Below are 16,662 nucleotides of genomic sequence, written 5' to 3'. Positions count from 1 at the left end.
CTCTCTACGATTATTCATATGAAGCATTCTGTCAGTAAAAATTGACCAGACTCAGGTTTTTTCAATGTCGTAAATAACACAGCATTTGAAACTTTCACTAAAATAAACAAGTTCTACAATTGATTATAAAACAGATTAATAAAATAACGTAAAACGTTAGCGTTATCTGGATATTTTGTGCCTTCATATAGAATGAAAGCATATATCATTTAATCAACTATATTCTTAGATTTATTTGGCAGGATATTCTTAAGTTGAGTGATTAGCTGACGACGGAAATCTCCTAATTTAGGTTTATCACCATCTATCCAAGGTAATGGCCTGCATAACTCCATCGCTTTAATACCCAACCGAGCGGTCAGTAAACCTACACCGATCCCTTGGGCGGCTCTGGCAGAAAGACGCGCAGTGATATCCTGCGATAACCAATCCATACCAACTTCCCGTACCATTTCTGAGACACCAGAAAAAATAATATTCAGCAGAACAAGGCGAAAAAGCCGAATACGACTGAAATATCCCAGTTCAATACCATATAGAGCGGCAATTCGATTAATTAACCGGATATTACGCCAGGCAATAAATGCCATATCGACAACCGCCAACGGGCTAACAGCTATCATTAATGCCGATTCCGCAGCATAGCGGCTGATTTCAGCGCTGGCTTGAGCATCCAAAACAGGTTGAACCCATTTACTGTACAACACCACCACTTCACGATCGTTATGTGTATCATGTAAAGCGGCCCGCCAGCGCTGTAACGCCGGGTTATGCTGTTCGATACCCGCCTGACTGGCCAACTTCTCACAAAATTCTCGCCCTTTACCCACACCATGATGCTGTAATAACGCTTTCGCCGTATCGCGCTCCTCAGACCGCATTCTTAATCGATAAAGACGACGCCACTCACTGACAAGAGACCCTATACCCGCAAAGACAATCATGCCCCCTGCCGCCGCGGTACCTAATGCGCTCCAATCCTGTTGCTGCCATGATTGATAAATCCACTGCACACACTGAGCAACAGCGCTCACGCCCAATAAAATCAGGGCACTATATACCATTTTACGCCAGCAACTACGTTTGGGTTTCAGTGCTGTATTAACTATCCCTTCTACCTGACCTTCGCGCTCTTCCGTCTCAAGCTCTGGCGATACAGGATAGAAATTGGCCATATCTTTTTCATCGAAAATCTGAGCGGGTTTTAAAACCGGCTCTTGTGGCTCTGATAAGGGTTCTTCAAAGTCAATTCTTGGCTTCAATCGCTCCGTCATCTCACTTTATCTCCCACTAAAAATTCCAGCACGGTATCTAACCGAATATGAGGCAATGGTGTATCAGTATCTACCGGGTAAGGGCCAAACTCTTCGAAAGAGAAACCCTGTTTTTGCCAGAAATTATCATCAGGTAAACGCCGCGGCACCTCACCGGGAAAAAATGTCAGTGATTTACCATCTGTAAGTCGATATCCCTTCAACGCCGGAATCTTTTCACCGTTATGTTCAATCATGCCACTTTCTGTCGCCCGTATTGATGCCAGGCCAACACAATCCATGCTGATACCTTCAAAAGCCGCATTTTGTCTGGCTTCCTGAACCAATTGTTGCAGTAAAGAAACCAAATTAGCATGTTGATCCGCGGTAACATGATCCGCCTTACTGGCGGCAAACATTAATTTATCAATGCAAGGGGAAAACAGACGGCGGAAGAGAGTTCGTTTACCATAATGAAAACTTTGCATTAATTGTGTCAACGCCAAACGCATATCATTAAATGCTTGTGGTCCACTGTTCAATGGCTGTAAACAATCTATCAGCACAATCTGCCGATCAAAACGTAGAAAATGTGCCTTATAAAACCCTTTCACAACCGACTGGCAGTAATATTCAAAGCGCTGACGCAACATACCGATATTGGTGTGTTGATCTGCCTGAGCAAATTGTGACTCAGTGATGTGGTTGATATCCGGCCACGGAAAAAATTGTAAAGCCGGAGCGCCCATCATATCACCGGGCAGAACAAATCTCCCCGGCTGAATAAAATGCAACCCTTGCTCTTTGCATTTAACCAAATATTCCGTATAGGTCTGAGCAATAGCAGCCAATAGATTCTCATCTGCGGGTGCCAGTGGATCGCACTGTTCACAAAGTTTCAGCCAAGGCTTTGCCCATTCAGCTCTTTGTCCCTGCAATAAGCTATTCATCTGGTGTGACCATGTTGAATAGCTTTGTGCCAACATCGGTAGATCTAACAACCATTCACCGGGATAATCCACAATTTCCAGATATAATGTGGCGGTTTCTTTAAAATGACGCAGCAGAGAATCCTCAGAACGGTAACGAAGTGCCAGACGGATTTCACTGACACCCCGTGTCGGCGTCGGCCAGGCAGGTGGTGTGCCGTAAAGTGCGGTCAACCCTTCGTCATAAGTAAAACGAGGAACGCCTAAATCGCGTTGAGGAACCCGTTTTACACCCAACAAGCGACCGTCACGTACAGCGGAAAATAGCGGCAACCGAGTGCCGCTATGGAGGTTAAGTAACTGATTAACCAAAGATGTGATAAATGCTGTTTTACCACTACGACTTAATCCTGTTACAGCTAGCCGTAAATGGCGATCCATCCCACGATTAACTAGCGCAGTTAATTCATTTTGTAGCCGTTTCATGTCTATCCTGTGTTAAATATTACGATCAGGCAATACCAGTTACATCATTTAACTTTTCCTGCATTATTATCAAAGCTGCCTGAAACGACTGCGAACGCTGAACGTTTCTGAGGTAACATAACGTTCCATTTGACGCAGACGAATCTCTCCCGATTTCAATTGATAATCGATTTCATTCAGCAAGTTTTGTGTTGAAAAATGGTCCTCTTGAGTATAACCCGGCGGTGCCGGGTCAAGGACGAAAACCATTACAATATAAGCGACAACCACAAAACCAAACAGGCCAAAAAAGAGTGACAATACCGCGATGACACGAATCAAGCGCACCGGCACATCAAAATAATAGGCCAACCCGGCACAAACACCTTTAATTTTGCCCTTTTCGGGTATTCGATACAGTTTCCGACGGTTACTATTCGACATTATGATTGCCTCCAATCAGGATGTTCTGCATCCAGAATATCTTCCAATGTTTTGATTCGTGCCTGCATATGTTGTACACGCTCTGCCAGACGCTGAATTTCATTCTGATCCAACTGGCTTTGATTGGAATTCCGGCTGTTATAATGCAACCACAACCAGATAGGTAACACAAAAAGTACAAAGATAGTCAGTGGAATGCCAAGAAATATAGAGCCCATCACTTTTCCTTAATGGTTAGTTGAGTGCGCCAACACTTAATGTTGTTCTTTATTGGCATTTATTTTAACCTTCATTGCCGCTAACTGCGCACTGATTTCATCGTCTGCTTTTAATTCAGCAAACTGTTGATCCAGCGATTTTTGTTTTCCCATACCCACGGCTTCTGCTTCCGCTTCCATATGATCGATACGGCGCTCAAATTGCTCGAAGCGAGCCATTGCCTGATCAATTTTACCACTGTCTAACTGATGACGAACTTGTCGGGAAGAGGCCGCCGCCTGATGACGCAAGGTCAACGTTTGTTGTCTTGCTCGGGTTTCACTCAGCTTATTTTCAAGCTCAACAACCTCCCCTTTCATACGCTCAAGCGTCTCTTCCAGGATGGTTAATTCATGTTTTAATGTATCCACTAAAGCAGCCACTTTCTGTTTTTCGATCAAAGCTGCCCGCGCCAAATCTTCTCTCTCTTTATTCAACGCCAGTTCCGCTTTTTCCTGCCAATCGTGCATTTGTTGTTCACCTGCGGTAATGCGGCGAGACAACTGCTTTTTCTCTGCCAGAGCACGGGCGGAAGTTGAGCGAATTTCAACTAAAGTATCTTCCATTTCCTGAATCATCAGGCGAATCATTTTCTGCGGATCTTCCGCTTTATCCAGTAATGAAGAGATATTGGCATTCACGATATCAGCAAAACGAGAGAAAATACCCATAATAAATTATCCTCTTTGGTTAAGGTTAGTTAATACTATTCATGTCACTCCTATAATTTATCAAGAATCGTGCCAACTTTTTATTTGTTCTATTCTCATGAAATACAAAGAGAATTTTTTATTTGACTTTTTATCACAGGGGAACAAAATGGTTAAAATAACCAATTATTGGTGAAAATAACCATGAATGACGCCACAGAAAATCTATTAGGTGAAGCAAACAGCTTTATCGAGATCCTGGAACAGGTATCCACACTCGCAAAATTAAACAAACCCGCTATTGTTATTGGGGAACGCGGAACCGGCAAGGAGCTGATTGCCCGCCGTTTGCATTATTTATCCCCCCGCTGGCAAGGGCCATTTATCTCCCTAAACTGCGCGGCTTTGAATGAAAATTTATTGGATTCAGAATTATTTGGTCATGAGGCTGGCGCATTTACTGGCGCGCAAAAAAAGCATCAAGGCAGATTTGAACGTGCCGATGGGGGAACGTTATTTCTTGATGAACTGGCAACCGCACCAATGCAAGTTCAGGAAAAACTATTGCGCGTCATTGAATATGGGCATCTTGAACGCGTTGGCGGCAGTCAACCATTACAGGTCGATGTTCGACTCATATGCGCAACCAATGATGATCTGCCCGCAATGGCAGCTAAGGGGCAATTCCGCGCTGATTTGCTCGATAGACTGGCTTTTGATGTGGTCAAAATCCCTCCATTGCGCCAACGACAACAAGATATCATGTTGCTAGCACAACACTTTGCTATTCAGATGTGCCGCGAACTTGATTTGCCGCTATTTCCCGGTTTCACTGACCAGGCAAAACAGCAGTTACAGAATTACACTTGGCCCGGAAATATCCGTGAACTGAAAAATGTCGTGGAACGATCAGTTTATCGTCACGGCGAGAATTCAGATCAACTTGATAATATTATTATTAACCCATTCGCCTCCACACCGCATTTTATAGCCAATGTTGATGATAGTAATGATTTATCTTCTCAACCTCTGCCGTCACTGCCTGTTAATTTGAAACAGTGGCAACATGACAGCGAACGACAATTAATAGAGTTATCACTAAAAGAGAGCAAATTTAGCCAAAGAAAAGCGGCGGAGAAACTACGGCTGACCTATTATCAATTACGAGGCTTAATGAAGAAACATGATATCAACGTCGGCGATAAGTGATCCGAATGACAGATAAAAAAAAAGCCAGCACCCGAGCTGGCTAAAAAAACACTGGAAGCAATGTGAGCAATGTCGTGCCCTTCTTGGGATATAGAAACTGTTCCCCGGAAGTGCGGTATAGATGATAATGGTTCTCAATACGTTTTGTAAAGCACTTTATTGAGAATTTTTCTCATTATCATCACCGCAGCGTTTTTTTGGGCTCAAGCGCTATTTGAGATACAATGTGTCAATTCTAATTAATAACAGATGCCTTATATGCGCAGTTTGATTTATTGGATCATATTATCCCTTTCAGCTCCAGCTATTGCAGAAACAATGGCTATGCCTGAAAAACAGCCCCACGTTCCGGCTGACATTCAGCAACACGGGTTTATTTATTGCGTTAATGGCAATCTGAACACCTTTAATCCTCAACTGGCTAGCAGTGGCTTAACTGTCGATACGCTGGCCGCCCAACTTTACGAACGCCTATTAGATGTTGATCCTTATACTTACCGTCTGCTCCCTGAATTAGCCTCCCATTGGGAGGTACTGGATAATGGCGCTACTTACCGCTTTTATCTACGCCGTAATGTCTCATTTCAATCAACAGACTGGTTTACTCCGACCCGTACAATGAATGCTGATGATGTCATCTTTAGCTTTAAGCGTCTGTTTGATAAGCAGCACTATTATCATAACGTCAATGGCGGGCATTACCCCTATTTTGACAGTCTCCAACTGGCCGACTCAATTCAAAGTATCCGTAAGATTAATGAATATACAGTGGAATTTCGCTTGAACGAACCAGATGCCTCTTTTCTTTGGCATTTGGCAACCCACTATGCCCCAATACTTTCACAAGAATATGGGCAACAATTGCATCAAATGAACCGCCATGAACAAATTGATTGGAAACCTGTCGGCACCGGCCCGTTTATGTTGAAAGATCATCGGACCAGACAATTTATCCGTCTGGTTCGCCATGATAAATATAGGAAGGGCAAACCACAAATGCGGCAAATAGTTATTGATGTCGGTGCCGGTGGCACCGGCAGGATGTCTAAGCTTTTAACCGGTGAATGTGATGTATTAGCGTATCCCGCTGCCAGCCAGCTTACAGTTTTACGAGATGATCCCCGCCTGCGTCTGACGTTACGCCCAGGAATGAATATCGCTTATCTGGCTTTCAATACCAGTAAGCCACCACTTGATAAACTACAGGTTCGGCAAGCCATTGCCTACGCTATTAATAACCAACGGCTGATGCAATCCATCTATTATGGTACGGCGGAAACAGCTTCATCAATTTTACCTCGGGCGTCATGGGCTTATGATAATCAAACTAAGATTACGGAATACAACCCAAAAAAATCACGCAAAATGCTTAATGCTCTTGGATTAAACGGCTTGCAATTAAGCTTATGGGTACCTTCCGCCTCCCAATCATATAATCCAAGTCCACTCAAAATGGCAGAGCTGATTCAGGCAGATTTAGCACAAGTTGGTATTACCATGAGTATTAAACCTGTTGAGGGCCGCTTTCAGGAAACCAAGCTGATGGATAAATCTCACGATATGACCCTATCAGGTTGGTCAACTGACAGTAATGACCCAGATAGTTTTTTCCGGCCACTGTTAAGCTGTGCTGCTATCGCTTCACAGACCAATTTCAGCCATTGGTGTGATCCAGCATTTGATAAAATTTTGCGGGAAGCTTTGATTAACCAGCAATTATTATCCAGAATTAAGTACTATCATGCAGCTCAACAAATCCTTGAACAACAATTACCTGTATTACCATTAGCCTATTCTCTGCATTTACAGGCTTACCGTTACGATATTAAAGGGCTAATACTTAGTCCATTTGGTAATACCTCTTTCGCCGGTGTTTATCGGGAAAAAGAGACTGATCAAATGACTCAGAAGGAGGGCAAATGATTATTTACACTCTCCGTCGTCTGCTATTGCTGATTATTACCCTGTTTTTCCTGTCACTGATAAGTTTTAGCCTCAGCTACTTCACCCCCAACGCCCCTCTCAGCGGGGCATCCCTGTTTGATGCTTATATATTCTTTTTCCACAGCTTATTACTATGGGATTTTGGCGTATCCAGCATCAACGGTGAACTTATCAGCGAACAACTATGGGAAGTGTTCCCCGCCACAATGGAGCTTTGTATTCTGGCTTTCTCTGCCGCCTTGCTAGTCGGCATCCCTCTCGGGATTATTGCGGGAGTATGGCGTAACAAACCTGCGGATACTGTTATCACCTCCATTGCCTTAATCGGATTTTCTATCCCGATTTTTTGGCTAGCATTATTGCTCACTCTATTCTTTTCTCTTTATCTCGGTTGGCTACCGGTCTCAGGACGTTTTAATCTGCTATATCAGATTGAACCTGTGACAGGTTTCTCATTAATTGATGCCTGGTTATCAAAATCACCCCATCGTAATGAGATGATCATTAGCGCCGTGCAACACTTGCTGCTACCCGTTATTACACTCGCAGTTGCACCGACAACCGAAGTTATTCGGTTGATGAGAAACAGTACAGAAGAAGTTTTTGGTGAAAACTATATCAAAGCCGCCGCAACCCGCGGTTTATCCAGGCTGACAATTATCCGTCGTCATGTGTTACACAATGCATTGCCCCCCATCATTCCGAAACTAGGATTACAATTTTCCACCATGCTAACACTGGCAATGATGACGGAACTCGTATTTAACTGGCCGGGACTTGGCCATTGGTTAGTCAGTGCCATTCGTCAGCAAGATTATTCCGCCATTTCTGCCGGTGTTATGGTGATTGGCACACTGGTGATTTCTGTCAATGTTCTGTCTGATATTATTGGCGCAATAACTAACCCTCTGAAACATAAGGAATGGTATGCCCTTAGATAATTTTTATCGTGAAAAGAAAATGCCGTCACCGATAAAGGTCATCTGGCGCTTTTTCTATTCCGACATATTGGCAATGATGGGGTTTTACGGGGTGCTTATTCTGATTGCCCTAAGTCTGTTTGGTGGCTATCTAGCCCCTTATCAGCTAGATCAACAATTTCTTGGTCACCAGCTACTGCCACCTTCATGGTCATATCACGGTAATATCGCATTTTTTCTAGGTACCGACGATCTTGGGCGCGATATTCTCAGCCGATTGCTAATAGGTACGGCATCCACGTTCGGTTCAGCGCTGTTAGTCACTTTAGCAGCCGCTTTATGTGGTTTGATTATCGGCTGTCTGGCAGGTATGACACGAGGGCTGAAATCCGCGATACTCAATCATATTCTCGATACATTACTCTCTATCCCATCACTTTTGTTGGCAATTATTGTCGTCGCCTTTGTGGGTGCCAGTTTGCAGCATGCAATAATCGCTATTTGGTTGGCGCTATTACCACGTATCGTTCGCACGGTTTACAGCGCCGTTCACGATGAGCTAGATAAAGAATATGTTATTGCCGCTCGTCTGGATGGTGCCTCTAATTACCATATTCTATGGTATGCCGTATTACCAAACATTACCGCCGCCTTGGTCAACGAGTTAACACGCGCCATTTCTATCGCCATACTTGATATCGCTTCACTTGGTTTTCTTGATCTTGGTGCCCAACTCCCCTCACCAGAATGGGGAGCCATGCTGGGCGATTCACTGGAACTAATCTATGTTGCGCCCTGGACTGTTATGTTGCCCGGCGCGGCAATCATGTTCAGTGTTTTGTTAGTTAATTTATTAGGTGATGGATTACACCGTGCAATTAATTCCGGGGTGGAATAATGCCATTACTCGACATTCGCAACCTCACTATTGAATTTATGACTGCCAAAGGGCCGGTTAAAGCGGTTGATCGCGTCAGTATTTCACTGGTAGAAGGTGAAATACGTGGTCTGGTTGGTGAATCCGGCTCAGGTAAAAGTCTGATTGCCAAAGCAATAAGTGGAGTCACTAAAGATAATCTCAAAGTGACGGCTGACCGTTTTCGCTTCGATGATATTGACCTGCTCCGTTTGACTCCACGGCAGCGCCGAAAAGTGATCGGCCACAATATCTCAATGATTTTTCAGGAACCACAATCCTGTCTTGATCCTTCTGAAAATATTGGTCAACAACTCATTCAAGCCATCCCTAGCTGGACTTATAAAGGCCGTTGGTGGCAACGTTTCAAATGGCGAAAACGCCGGGCTATTGAATTACTCCACCGTGTGGGAATTAAAGATCATAAAGACATCATGAATAGTTTCCCTTGCGAATTAACGGAAGGAGAATGTCAGAAGGTCATGATCGCTATCGCATTGGCTAACCAGCCACGTCTGCTGATTGCAGATGAACCAACCAATGCGATGGAACCGACCACCCAAGCTCAGATTTTCCGTCTATTAGCACGATTGAATCAGAACAATAACACCACCATTTTACTGATAAGTCATGACTTGCAAGTCATGAGCAAACTGGTGGATCGCATTAATGTTCTGTATTGTGGTCAAACGGTCGAAAGCGCCGTTCCCGATGAATTACTGATAACGCCTCATCATCCCTACACACAAGCGTTAAGCCGCGCTATTCCTGATTTTGGTAGCTCTTTGCCTCATAAAAGTAGGTTAAACACCTTACCAGGCGCTATTCCATCCCTTGAGCACCTCCCCATCGGCTGCCGTTTAGGTCCGCGTTGCCCTTATGCGCAAAAAACGTGTATTGAAACACCACGGTTGCGGGTGATTAAAAACCATGCTTTTGCCTGCCACTTTCCATTGAATCTGGAGGAACAGTAATTGGTTAATACTCTGCTAGAAGTCAAAAACTTGGCTAAAACTTTTCGTTATCGAACGGGTTTTTTTCACCGTCAACATCTTGATGCGGTAAAACCCGTTAGTTTTACTTTACAAGCTAAACAGACACTGGCGATTATTGGTGAAAACGGTTCCGGAAAATCAACACTGGCAAAAATGCTTTCAGGAGTCATCGAACCAACTTCTGGTGAAATCATGATCGAAGGCCATAAACTCACTTATGGTGATTACAGCTATCGCAGCCAACGCATTCGCATGATATTTCAGGACCCAAGTACATCGCTAAATCCTCGTCAGCGTATTGGGCAAATTCTTGATATTCCCCTTCTGCTTAATACCGCGCTTAATACAATGGAGCGGGAAAAACGGATCAACCAGACATTACGACAAGTTGGCCTGTTGCCGGACCATGCCAATTATTATCCACATATGTTAGCCTCAGGCCAGAAACAGCGGGTAGCACTGGCGCGCGCATTAATATTACAACCTCAGATTATTATTGCTGATGAGGCATTAGCATCACTCGATATGTCTATGCGATCTCAAATCATTAATCTGATGTTGGAATTACAGGAAAAACAAGGTATTTCTTACCTCTATGTCACCCAGCATCTTGGCATGATGAAACATATCAGCGATCAGGTGCTGGTCATGCATCAGGGGGAAGTTGTTGAGCGGGGAAATACAGCAGAAGTGTTGGCTTCTCCTCTGCATGATATGACCCGCCGTCTGATCGCCAGCCATTTTGGTGAGCCACTCACCGCTGATGCCTGGCGGCAGGATATTCCTTGACATATAAAACGATACTCACTGCTCGGAGCAGAATGCAAAATACAGCATATTTCTCTCTAGCGTGATAGAATTACTGGGTTTATTAACAATAAAACGTCATATTGATATTGTCTCTGTGAACAATTTTAATCCATGAATATCATTACCGGCGTTATCACACAAGGATACTGTTATGGGTTTTATGACCGGCAAGCGCATTCTGATCACTGGCGTCGCCAGTAAACTCTCCATCGCTTATGGTGTTGCAAAAGCAATGCATGACCAGGGAGCTGAGCTGGCTTTCACTTATCAAAATGACAAGTTGAAACCTCGTGTTGAAGAATTTGCTGCTTCCCTGAACTCTACTATCGTTCTGCCATGCGATGTAGTCGAAGACGAAAGCATCGCAGCCCTGTTCACTGAATTGGGTAAGGTCTGGCCAAAATTCGATGGCTTTGTTCACTCCATTGGCTTTGCACCTGCTGATCAACTGGATGGTAATTATGTCAGTTCCGTTACCCGCGAAGGTTTCAGAATCGCACACGACATCAGCTCTTACAGTTTTGTTGCTATGGCAAAAACTTGCCGTGAAATGCTGAACCCAAATTCTGCTTTGTTGACACTCACCTATTTGGGAGCAGAGCGCTCAATCCCTAACTATAACGTAATGGGTCTGGCAAAGGCATCTCTGGAAGCTAACGTTCGTTATATGGCTAACGCTATGGGTGCCGAAGGTATTCGTGTTAACGGTATCTCCGCCGGCCCTATCCGCACTTTGGCTGCGTCTGGCATCAAAGATTTCCGTAAAATGCTGGCTCACTGTGAAACCGTTAACCCAATTCGCCGCACGGTAACAACTGAAGATGTTGGTAACGCTGCGGCATTCCTGTGTTCGGATCTGTCCGGCGGTATTACCGGTGAAATCCTGCATGTTGATGGTGGTTTCAGCATTGTCGCAATGAATGAACTGGAATTGAAATAATCTGATTAATAATCAGTAAATTTCAATTCACAAAACAAGGCCCGAAAAACTAGTTTTTCGGGCCTTTTATTATCAATAAAATGATAGATTAATCACTTTACCCGTCATCTTTCAAGTTGCCTCTTTGTTGGCTGCACTCGCTCACCCCGGTCACATAGTTATCTATGCTCCCGGGGATTCACTCCCTTGCCGTCGCGATCCATCTTGAAATCCATAGAGTATTCATTAAATCATCACTAATAGGTAAAAATTAATTTTAAATCAAAATATAAAAAAACTATTAGAGCGAATTATTAAACCCTTTGTAATTAAAGAGTTAAACGATATTACCTTATAATTATTTTACTGAAATAAAAAATATCATCTTGTTTCCTTGCACTAATCAGTAATATGTCCTTTAATATAATCAACAACTTAATTTTATAAAATCGATTATCAGTACAATATTTCCAGTTAAATATTTTTAATGCAATATTTTATTATTATTTTACCATTTTGGTTTGAATATTATATTTCATGCTTTTATACAATTTAATGATATTTATTATTTTAGCAAGGTGCATAAAATGAAAAATGATTTTTTAATTATATCCAATATGTTTAAATCAATCACCAATATAAAACTGCCAGAATGCCTGAAAGATCATGATCTATCCCAAGAAATTGTAACTTCTTGGAATGAATTTAGTGAATCATTATATCACTGGCCATCAGCACTGGAAGATTATGAATATGTATATAATTCCGATCAACAAGATATTGATAGAATTATTAAAAATATAAACAAAGCAACAACTTATTTAGGTTCACTTAGCAGTGGATATTTAGGTCATGGTTATATTGCCAGAGTCGATCATGCATTGAAAGAAATTGAATCAGATTTTAGTAAGCTAAATGATTTCATCTCTAAACTGCCACAACTCTTTGAAATATCTCAAATTGATTTTGAACACAAGAAAAACTTCGCAGAAAAAACACATATAAAGATACAACAATTATTAAAGAATATTCCCGATGGGAAAGATAAAAAGCAAATATACAAAGTCTCTTTATTGATGGAAGAAATCACGTTAAATATATCAGACGTTTCATTTAGCCTTAGAAATATAAATAATTCCGTCAATAGACTTAATGGACAAATAGAAACAATTAATAATATTTACAAAGAGTTAGTCAAAAACTTTAATCAAGAGAATAAAAAAGATATTTTCACAAGAAACTATAGACAATGCATGGTCTATTTTAGTGACTTTACAAATAAATTCAATTTATTTTCCTATGATTACAAGTCATTTAATAAGAATAATATATTAATTATCTTATAATCAATATAAGATGAATTTTTGCAACTATCAATAATCGCCATTATTTATTCCATATAATATAACCAGTTGTAAAATATGCTATATGACACAAAATACGGGGAAGTTTTAGATAAGTCACCTCATCCAAGACTCCCCTCTAAATTTCTAGATTATTACAACCAATCTACTTGAAAATAATGATAAAAAAATCCAATAAATTACTTCTATAACAGAGTATAGAAAAGGGTTATTCACGATACAATCACACCACCTTATATCTATTTAAATATTCATTTGATATAACATATTTCCATCTGTCGTGGTAGTATATATCCAGGCTATGAAAATGCCTTACTGAGTTCCTTTGTTCTATTTTACCGAAAATTTTTAAGGAGCCATACATGAAACTTTATTACCAACCTGGAGCTTGTTCTCTCTCTCCCCACATTATACTTCGTGAAGCAGGACTTGATTTCAGCGTGATTAAAGTTGATCTGAAAACTAAAAAAACGGAGAACGGCGACGATTTTTTCGCAATCAACCCAAAAGGCCAGATACCCACTCTTCTGTTAGATAACAATGAGATCCTCACCGAAGGATCTGTTATTGTCCAATATATTGCCGACCAGAAACCGGACAAAAAATTAATTGCACCAGCCGGAACGATGGAACGATATCATCAACTTGAATGGCTTAGCCATCTTTCCAGTGAAATTCATAAAGGATTTTCGCCCCTGTTCATGCCAGGAACACCAGAAAATTATCGTCCTGTTGCTATTAATAATCTACTTAAGAAATTCAAGTATATAGATGAAGTATTAGCAAAACAGCCATACATTGCCGGGGAGCATTTTACTGTTGCTGACGCTTATTTATTCACGCTCAGTAACTGGGCACCTTTAGTGCAATTGGATCTATCTGATTTGGTTCATCTTAAAGCTTATCAAGGGAAGATCGCAGAACGTCCAAATGTTCGTGATGCACTGAAAGCCGAAGGATTGATTTAAAAATAAAAAACCGTTCCATGCAATGTCATTCCACACAATGTCAGTGGAACGGTTAAATATCTTAATTCAATTGTGTCGCACAGAATTTATGGCCAGGCACCACCATTCTGTCCTGAGCAGCCACAATTTGTAATTCGTATTCGCCCATATCTTTCGTTGTTACCATCACTTCATAAACCGCAGCAGCGACATGTTCGAGGGCAGTTTGTAAAGACTCGCCTTTTAATAGATTAACCAATAACAAACCGCTGGTTAAATCACCCACACCAACTGGCTGACGTTCGCCAAAGTCCACCAAAGGCCGACTCACATGCCAACTATGTTCTTTCGTCACTAATAGCATTTCAAAACGATCAGTCTGATAACCAGCACGACTAAGATGTTTAACCAGTACAATATCCGGCCCTTTATCACATAGTGTTCGAGCAGCTACGACAGCCTGTTCTACATTAGTCACTTTCTGCATACTGAGTGTTTCAAGCTCCAGCAAATTTGGCGCAATGATATCACTGACAGGAAGCGCTTCTTCACACAGAAATTCAGCTACCCCAGGTGCAACAATACAACCTTTTTCTGGGTGCCCCATGACAGGATCGCAGAAATACCAAACATCAGGATTCACCGCTTTTACTCGTTTCACTATATCGATAATATGGCTCCCCTGCTCCGGTGAACCAATATATCCACTCAGTACCACATCACAAAATTTGAGCTGGTCAATTTCTTCTATGCCTTGGACGATTTCCGTAAGATGGTTCGCTGGCATAACACACCCTTTCCATTGAGCATATTGGGTGTGATTTGAAAACTGTACTGTATTCAACGGCCATACGTTTACCCCCATCCGACGCATAGGGAACTCCGCAGCGCTGTTACCAGCGTGACCAAAAACAACATGAGATTGAATTGAAAGAATATTTTTCACAATAACGGCCTATATTTTTATTCTGGCTTCTGTTTATAAGATTTAAGATTAAAGTTACGGTAAGAATAGTAAGAAGAAGGGCAACATTATTGTTGCCCCATCATACCCGTTATCTTCCAAGTTGCCTCTTTGTTGGCTGCACTCCCTTGCCGTCGCGATGCATCTTGAAATCCATAGGGTATATATGCAACCTTGGTTATTTCCAGCAGATCAAACAATCGTGTTTTTTACCACGACGCAACAGGGTGTAACGACCAAACAGACGGTTACTGTCAGTAAACAGGTATTCAGGTTCAGATTGTTTTTCACCATTAACCGCGACAGCGTTGGAACTGATCATCGTTCGCGCCTGACCACGAGAAGGCACTAATCCAGCATTAACCAAAGCTTGCTGCAAATCTGCCCCTTTTTCCAACTCAATTACCGGCATACCATCCTGTGCCAATTGAGCAAAATCCGCCTCGGTCAAATCAGCAACAGCCCCGGAGAATAAACTTTCTGTAATCCGTTTAGCGGCCGCCAGTCCTTCTTCACCATGTACCATACCGGTAACTTGTTCTGCCAATACATACTGAGCACGAGGAGCTTTACCGCTATTTTTATCTTCTTCTTCCAAAGCATCAATATCTTCAAGATTCATGAAGGTAAAGAATTTCAGGAAGCGATAAACATCAGCATCCGCAGTGTTAATCCAGAATTGATAGAATTTGTATGGGCTGGTTTTTTTCGGGTCCAACCAAACAGCGCCACCTTCTGTTTTGCCAAACTTAGTGCCATCAGATTTGGTGATCAGTGGAACAGTCATGCCAAATACTTGTTTCTGGTTGATACGACGAGTTAGATCAATACCAGAAGTAATATTTCCCCACTGGTCAGAACCACCAATCTGTAACTCAACACCATGTACTTCATTCAGGCGAGCAAAGTCATAAGATTGCAGTAGGTTATAAGAAAACTCAGTGAAAGAGATACCCACATCATCACGGTTTAAACGCTGTTTAACCGCCTCTTTGTTAATCATTTGATTAACTGAGAAATGTTTACCGATATCACGCAGGAAAGTCAGAACATCCATGTTGCCAAACCAATCATAATTATTGGCTGTTTTAGCGCTATTTTCGCCACAATCAAAATCGAGGAAAGGTGAAACCTGTCTACGAATTTTCTCCACCCACTCTTTAACGGTAGCTTCAGTATTCAGTTTTCGTTCAGTGGCTTTGAAACTTGGATCGCCAATCAACCCCGTAGCTCCACCAACTAACGCCACGGGTTTATGCCCGGCCAGTTGGAATCGTTTTAAACACAGCAAGGGAACCAGATGCCCCAAATGCAAGCTGTCAGCGGTCGGATCGAAACCACAATAGAGGGAGACAGGGCCCTGCGCCAGTCTCTCCGCTAACGCATTCTCATCCGTCACCTGGGCAATGAGGCCCCGCTCTTGCAGTTGTTTTATCAGGTTATTGCTAGACATTAATGACTCCATCAATTTGTATATTTTGTCTGTTGTATACCCGTCATCTTTCAAGTTGCCTCTTTGTTGGCTGCACTCGCTCACCCCGGTCACAGAGTTATCTATGCTCCCGGGGATTCACTCCCTTGCCGTCGCGATGCATCTTGAAATCCATAGGGTATATAAGTTGCTACTTATAAAAGAGTGCGGCATAGGATAAAACGCCAATACTATAAGTGCTAG

General features: G+C 42.2%; 16 protein-coding genes. 9 read left to right on the top strand and 7 right to left on the bottom strand.

Going from position 1 to position 16,662, the window contains the following annotated elements; genetic code table 11:
• Window positions 1–209: 209 nt before the first annotated feature.
• The 5 genes from EAE91_RS15380 to pspA all read right to left on the bottom strand — a co-directional run bounded on the left by EAE91_RS15380 (window position 210) and on the right by pspA (window position 4,020).
• A complete protein-coding gene (locus EAE91_RS15380; protein ID WP_214089269.1) occupies window positions 210–1,274 on the bottom strand; it encodes a YcjF family protein in 1,065 nt (354 codons plus the stop codon).
• Entirely contained in the window at window positions 1,271–2,668 is a 1,398-nt protein-coding gene (locus EAE91_RS15375; protein WP_214089268.1) for a YcjX family GTP-binding protein, read from the bottom strand. Before EAE91_RS15375 ends, EAE91_RS15380 begins: the two co-directional genes overlap by 4 nt.
• 69 nt (window positions 2,669–2,737) lie before the next feature.
• Window positions 2,738–3,091 carry an envelope stress response membrane protein PspC gene (gene pspC / locus EAE91_RS15370; protein WP_214089267.1) on the bottom strand — a complete coding sequence of 118 codons (354 nt, stop codon included), beginning with the start codon at window positions 3,089–3,091 and terminating at the stop codon, window positions 2,738–2,740.
• On the bottom strand, window positions 3,091–3,309 hold the full coding sequence (pspB, locus tag EAE91_RS15365) for an envelope stress response membrane protein PspB (protein WP_011146806.1): 219 nt from the start codon (window positions 3,307–3,309) through the stop codon (window positions 3,091–3,093). Before pspB ends, pspC begins: the two co-directional genes overlap by 1 nt.
• Before the next feature lie 36 nt (window positions 3,310–3,345).
• On the bottom strand, window positions 3,346–4,020 hold the full coding sequence (gene pspA, locus EAE91_RS15360; protein ID WP_214089266.1) for a phage shock protein PspA: 675 nt from the start codon (window positions 4,018–4,020) through the stop codon (window positions 3,346–3,348).
• A gap of 183 nt (window positions 4,021–4,203) precedes the next feature.
• Between pspA and pspF the strand changes: the two genes are divergently transcribed.
• The 9 genes from pspF (at window position 4,204) to gstA (ending at window position 14,044) form a co-directional block, all read left to right on the top strand.
• On the top strand, window positions 4,204–5,208 hold the full coding sequence (gene pspF / locus EAE91_RS15355; RefSeq protein WP_214089265.1) for a phage shock protein operon transcriptional activator: 1,005 nt from the start codon (window positions 4,204–4,206) through the stop codon (window positions 5,206–5,208).
• 258 nt (window positions 5,209–5,466) lie between these two features.
• Window positions 5,467–7,131, top strand: a complete 1,665-nt coding sequence (sapA, locus tag EAE91_RS15350; protein ID WP_214089264.1) for an ABC transporter substrate-binding protein SapA — start codon at window positions 5,467–5,469, stop codon at window positions 7,129–7,131.
• Window positions 7,128–8,093: a putrescine export ABC transporter permease SapB gene (gene sapB / locus EAE91_RS15345; RefSeq protein ID WP_214089263.1), complete on the top strand. Its 966-nt coding sequence runs from the start codon at window positions 7,128–7,130 to the stop codon at window positions 8,091–8,093. Before sapA ends, sapB begins: the two co-directional genes overlap by 4 nt.
• A complete protein-coding gene (gene sapC / locus EAE91_RS15340) occupies window positions 8,080–8,970 on the top strand; it encodes a putrescine export ABC transporter permease SapC (protein WP_214089262.1) in 891 nt (296 codons plus the stop codon). The genes sapB and sapC overlap by 14 nt, the downstream gene beginning before the upstream one ends.
• Window positions 8,970–9,962 (top strand): putrescine export ABC transporter ATP-binding protein SapD, encoded by a 993-nt coding sequence (gene sapD, locus EAE91_RS15335; protein WP_214089261.1) that lies wholly within the window; start codon window positions 8,970–8,972, stop codon window positions 9,960–9,962. Before sapC ends, sapD begins: the two co-directional genes overlap by 1 nt.
• Window positions 9,963–10,772 carry a putrescine export ABC transporter ATP-binding protein SapF gene (gene sapF, locus EAE91_RS15330; protein ID WP_214089260.1) on the top strand — a complete coding sequence of 270 codons (810 nt, stop codon included), beginning with the start codon at window positions 9,963–9,965 and terminating at the stop codon, window positions 10,770–10,772. It begins immediately after the preceding gene.
• A 172-nt stretch (window positions 10,773–10,944) separates the two neighbouring features.
• Window positions 10,945–11,733 (top strand): enoyl-ACP reductase FabI, encoded by a 789-nt coding sequence (gene fabI / locus EAE91_RS15325; protein ID WP_214089259.1) that lies wholly within the window; start codon window positions 10,945–10,947, stop codon window positions 11,731–11,733.
• Between the two features lie 566 nt (window positions 11,734–12,299).
• Window positions 12,300–13,058 (top strand): hypothetical protein, encoded by a 759-nt coding sequence (locus tag EAE91_RS15320; protein WP_214089258.1) that lies wholly within the window; start codon window positions 12,300–12,302, stop codon window positions 13,056–13,058.
• A gap of 380 nt (window positions 13,059–13,438) precedes the next feature.
• Window positions 13,439–14,044 (top strand): glutathione transferase GstA, encoded by a 606-nt coding sequence (gstA, locus tag EAE91_RS15315; protein ID WP_214089257.1) that lies wholly within the window; start codon window positions 13,439–13,441, stop codon window positions 14,042–14,044.
• 61 nt (window positions 14,045–14,105) lie between these two features.
• Here the strand turns inward: gstA and pdxY are convergent, their stop codons facing one another.
• The gene (gene pdxY / locus EAE91_RS15310; RefSeq protein WP_214089256.1) at window positions 14,106–14,969 is read right to left on the bottom strand and encodes a pyridoxal kinase PdxY; all 864 of its coding nucleotides are present in this window, start codon (window positions 14,967–14,969) and stop codon (window positions 14,106–14,108) included.
• 196 nt (window positions 14,970–15,165) lie between these two features.
• Window positions 15,166–16,440, bottom strand: coding sequence for a tyrosine--tRNA ligase (gene tyrS / locus EAE91_RS15305; RefSeq protein ID WP_214089255.1), 1,275 nt, complete (start codon window positions 16,438–16,440; stop codon window positions 15,166–15,168).
• Window positions 16,441–16,662 lie beyond the last annotated feature (222 nt).

Source organism: Photorhabdus noenieputensis (assembly GCF_018448935.1).
GTDB lineage: Bacteria > Pseudomonadota > Gammaproteobacteria > Enterobacterales > Enterobacteriaceae > Photorhabdus > Photorhabdus noenieputensis.
This window is presented reverse-complemented; position numbering and strand designations above follow the sequence as displayed.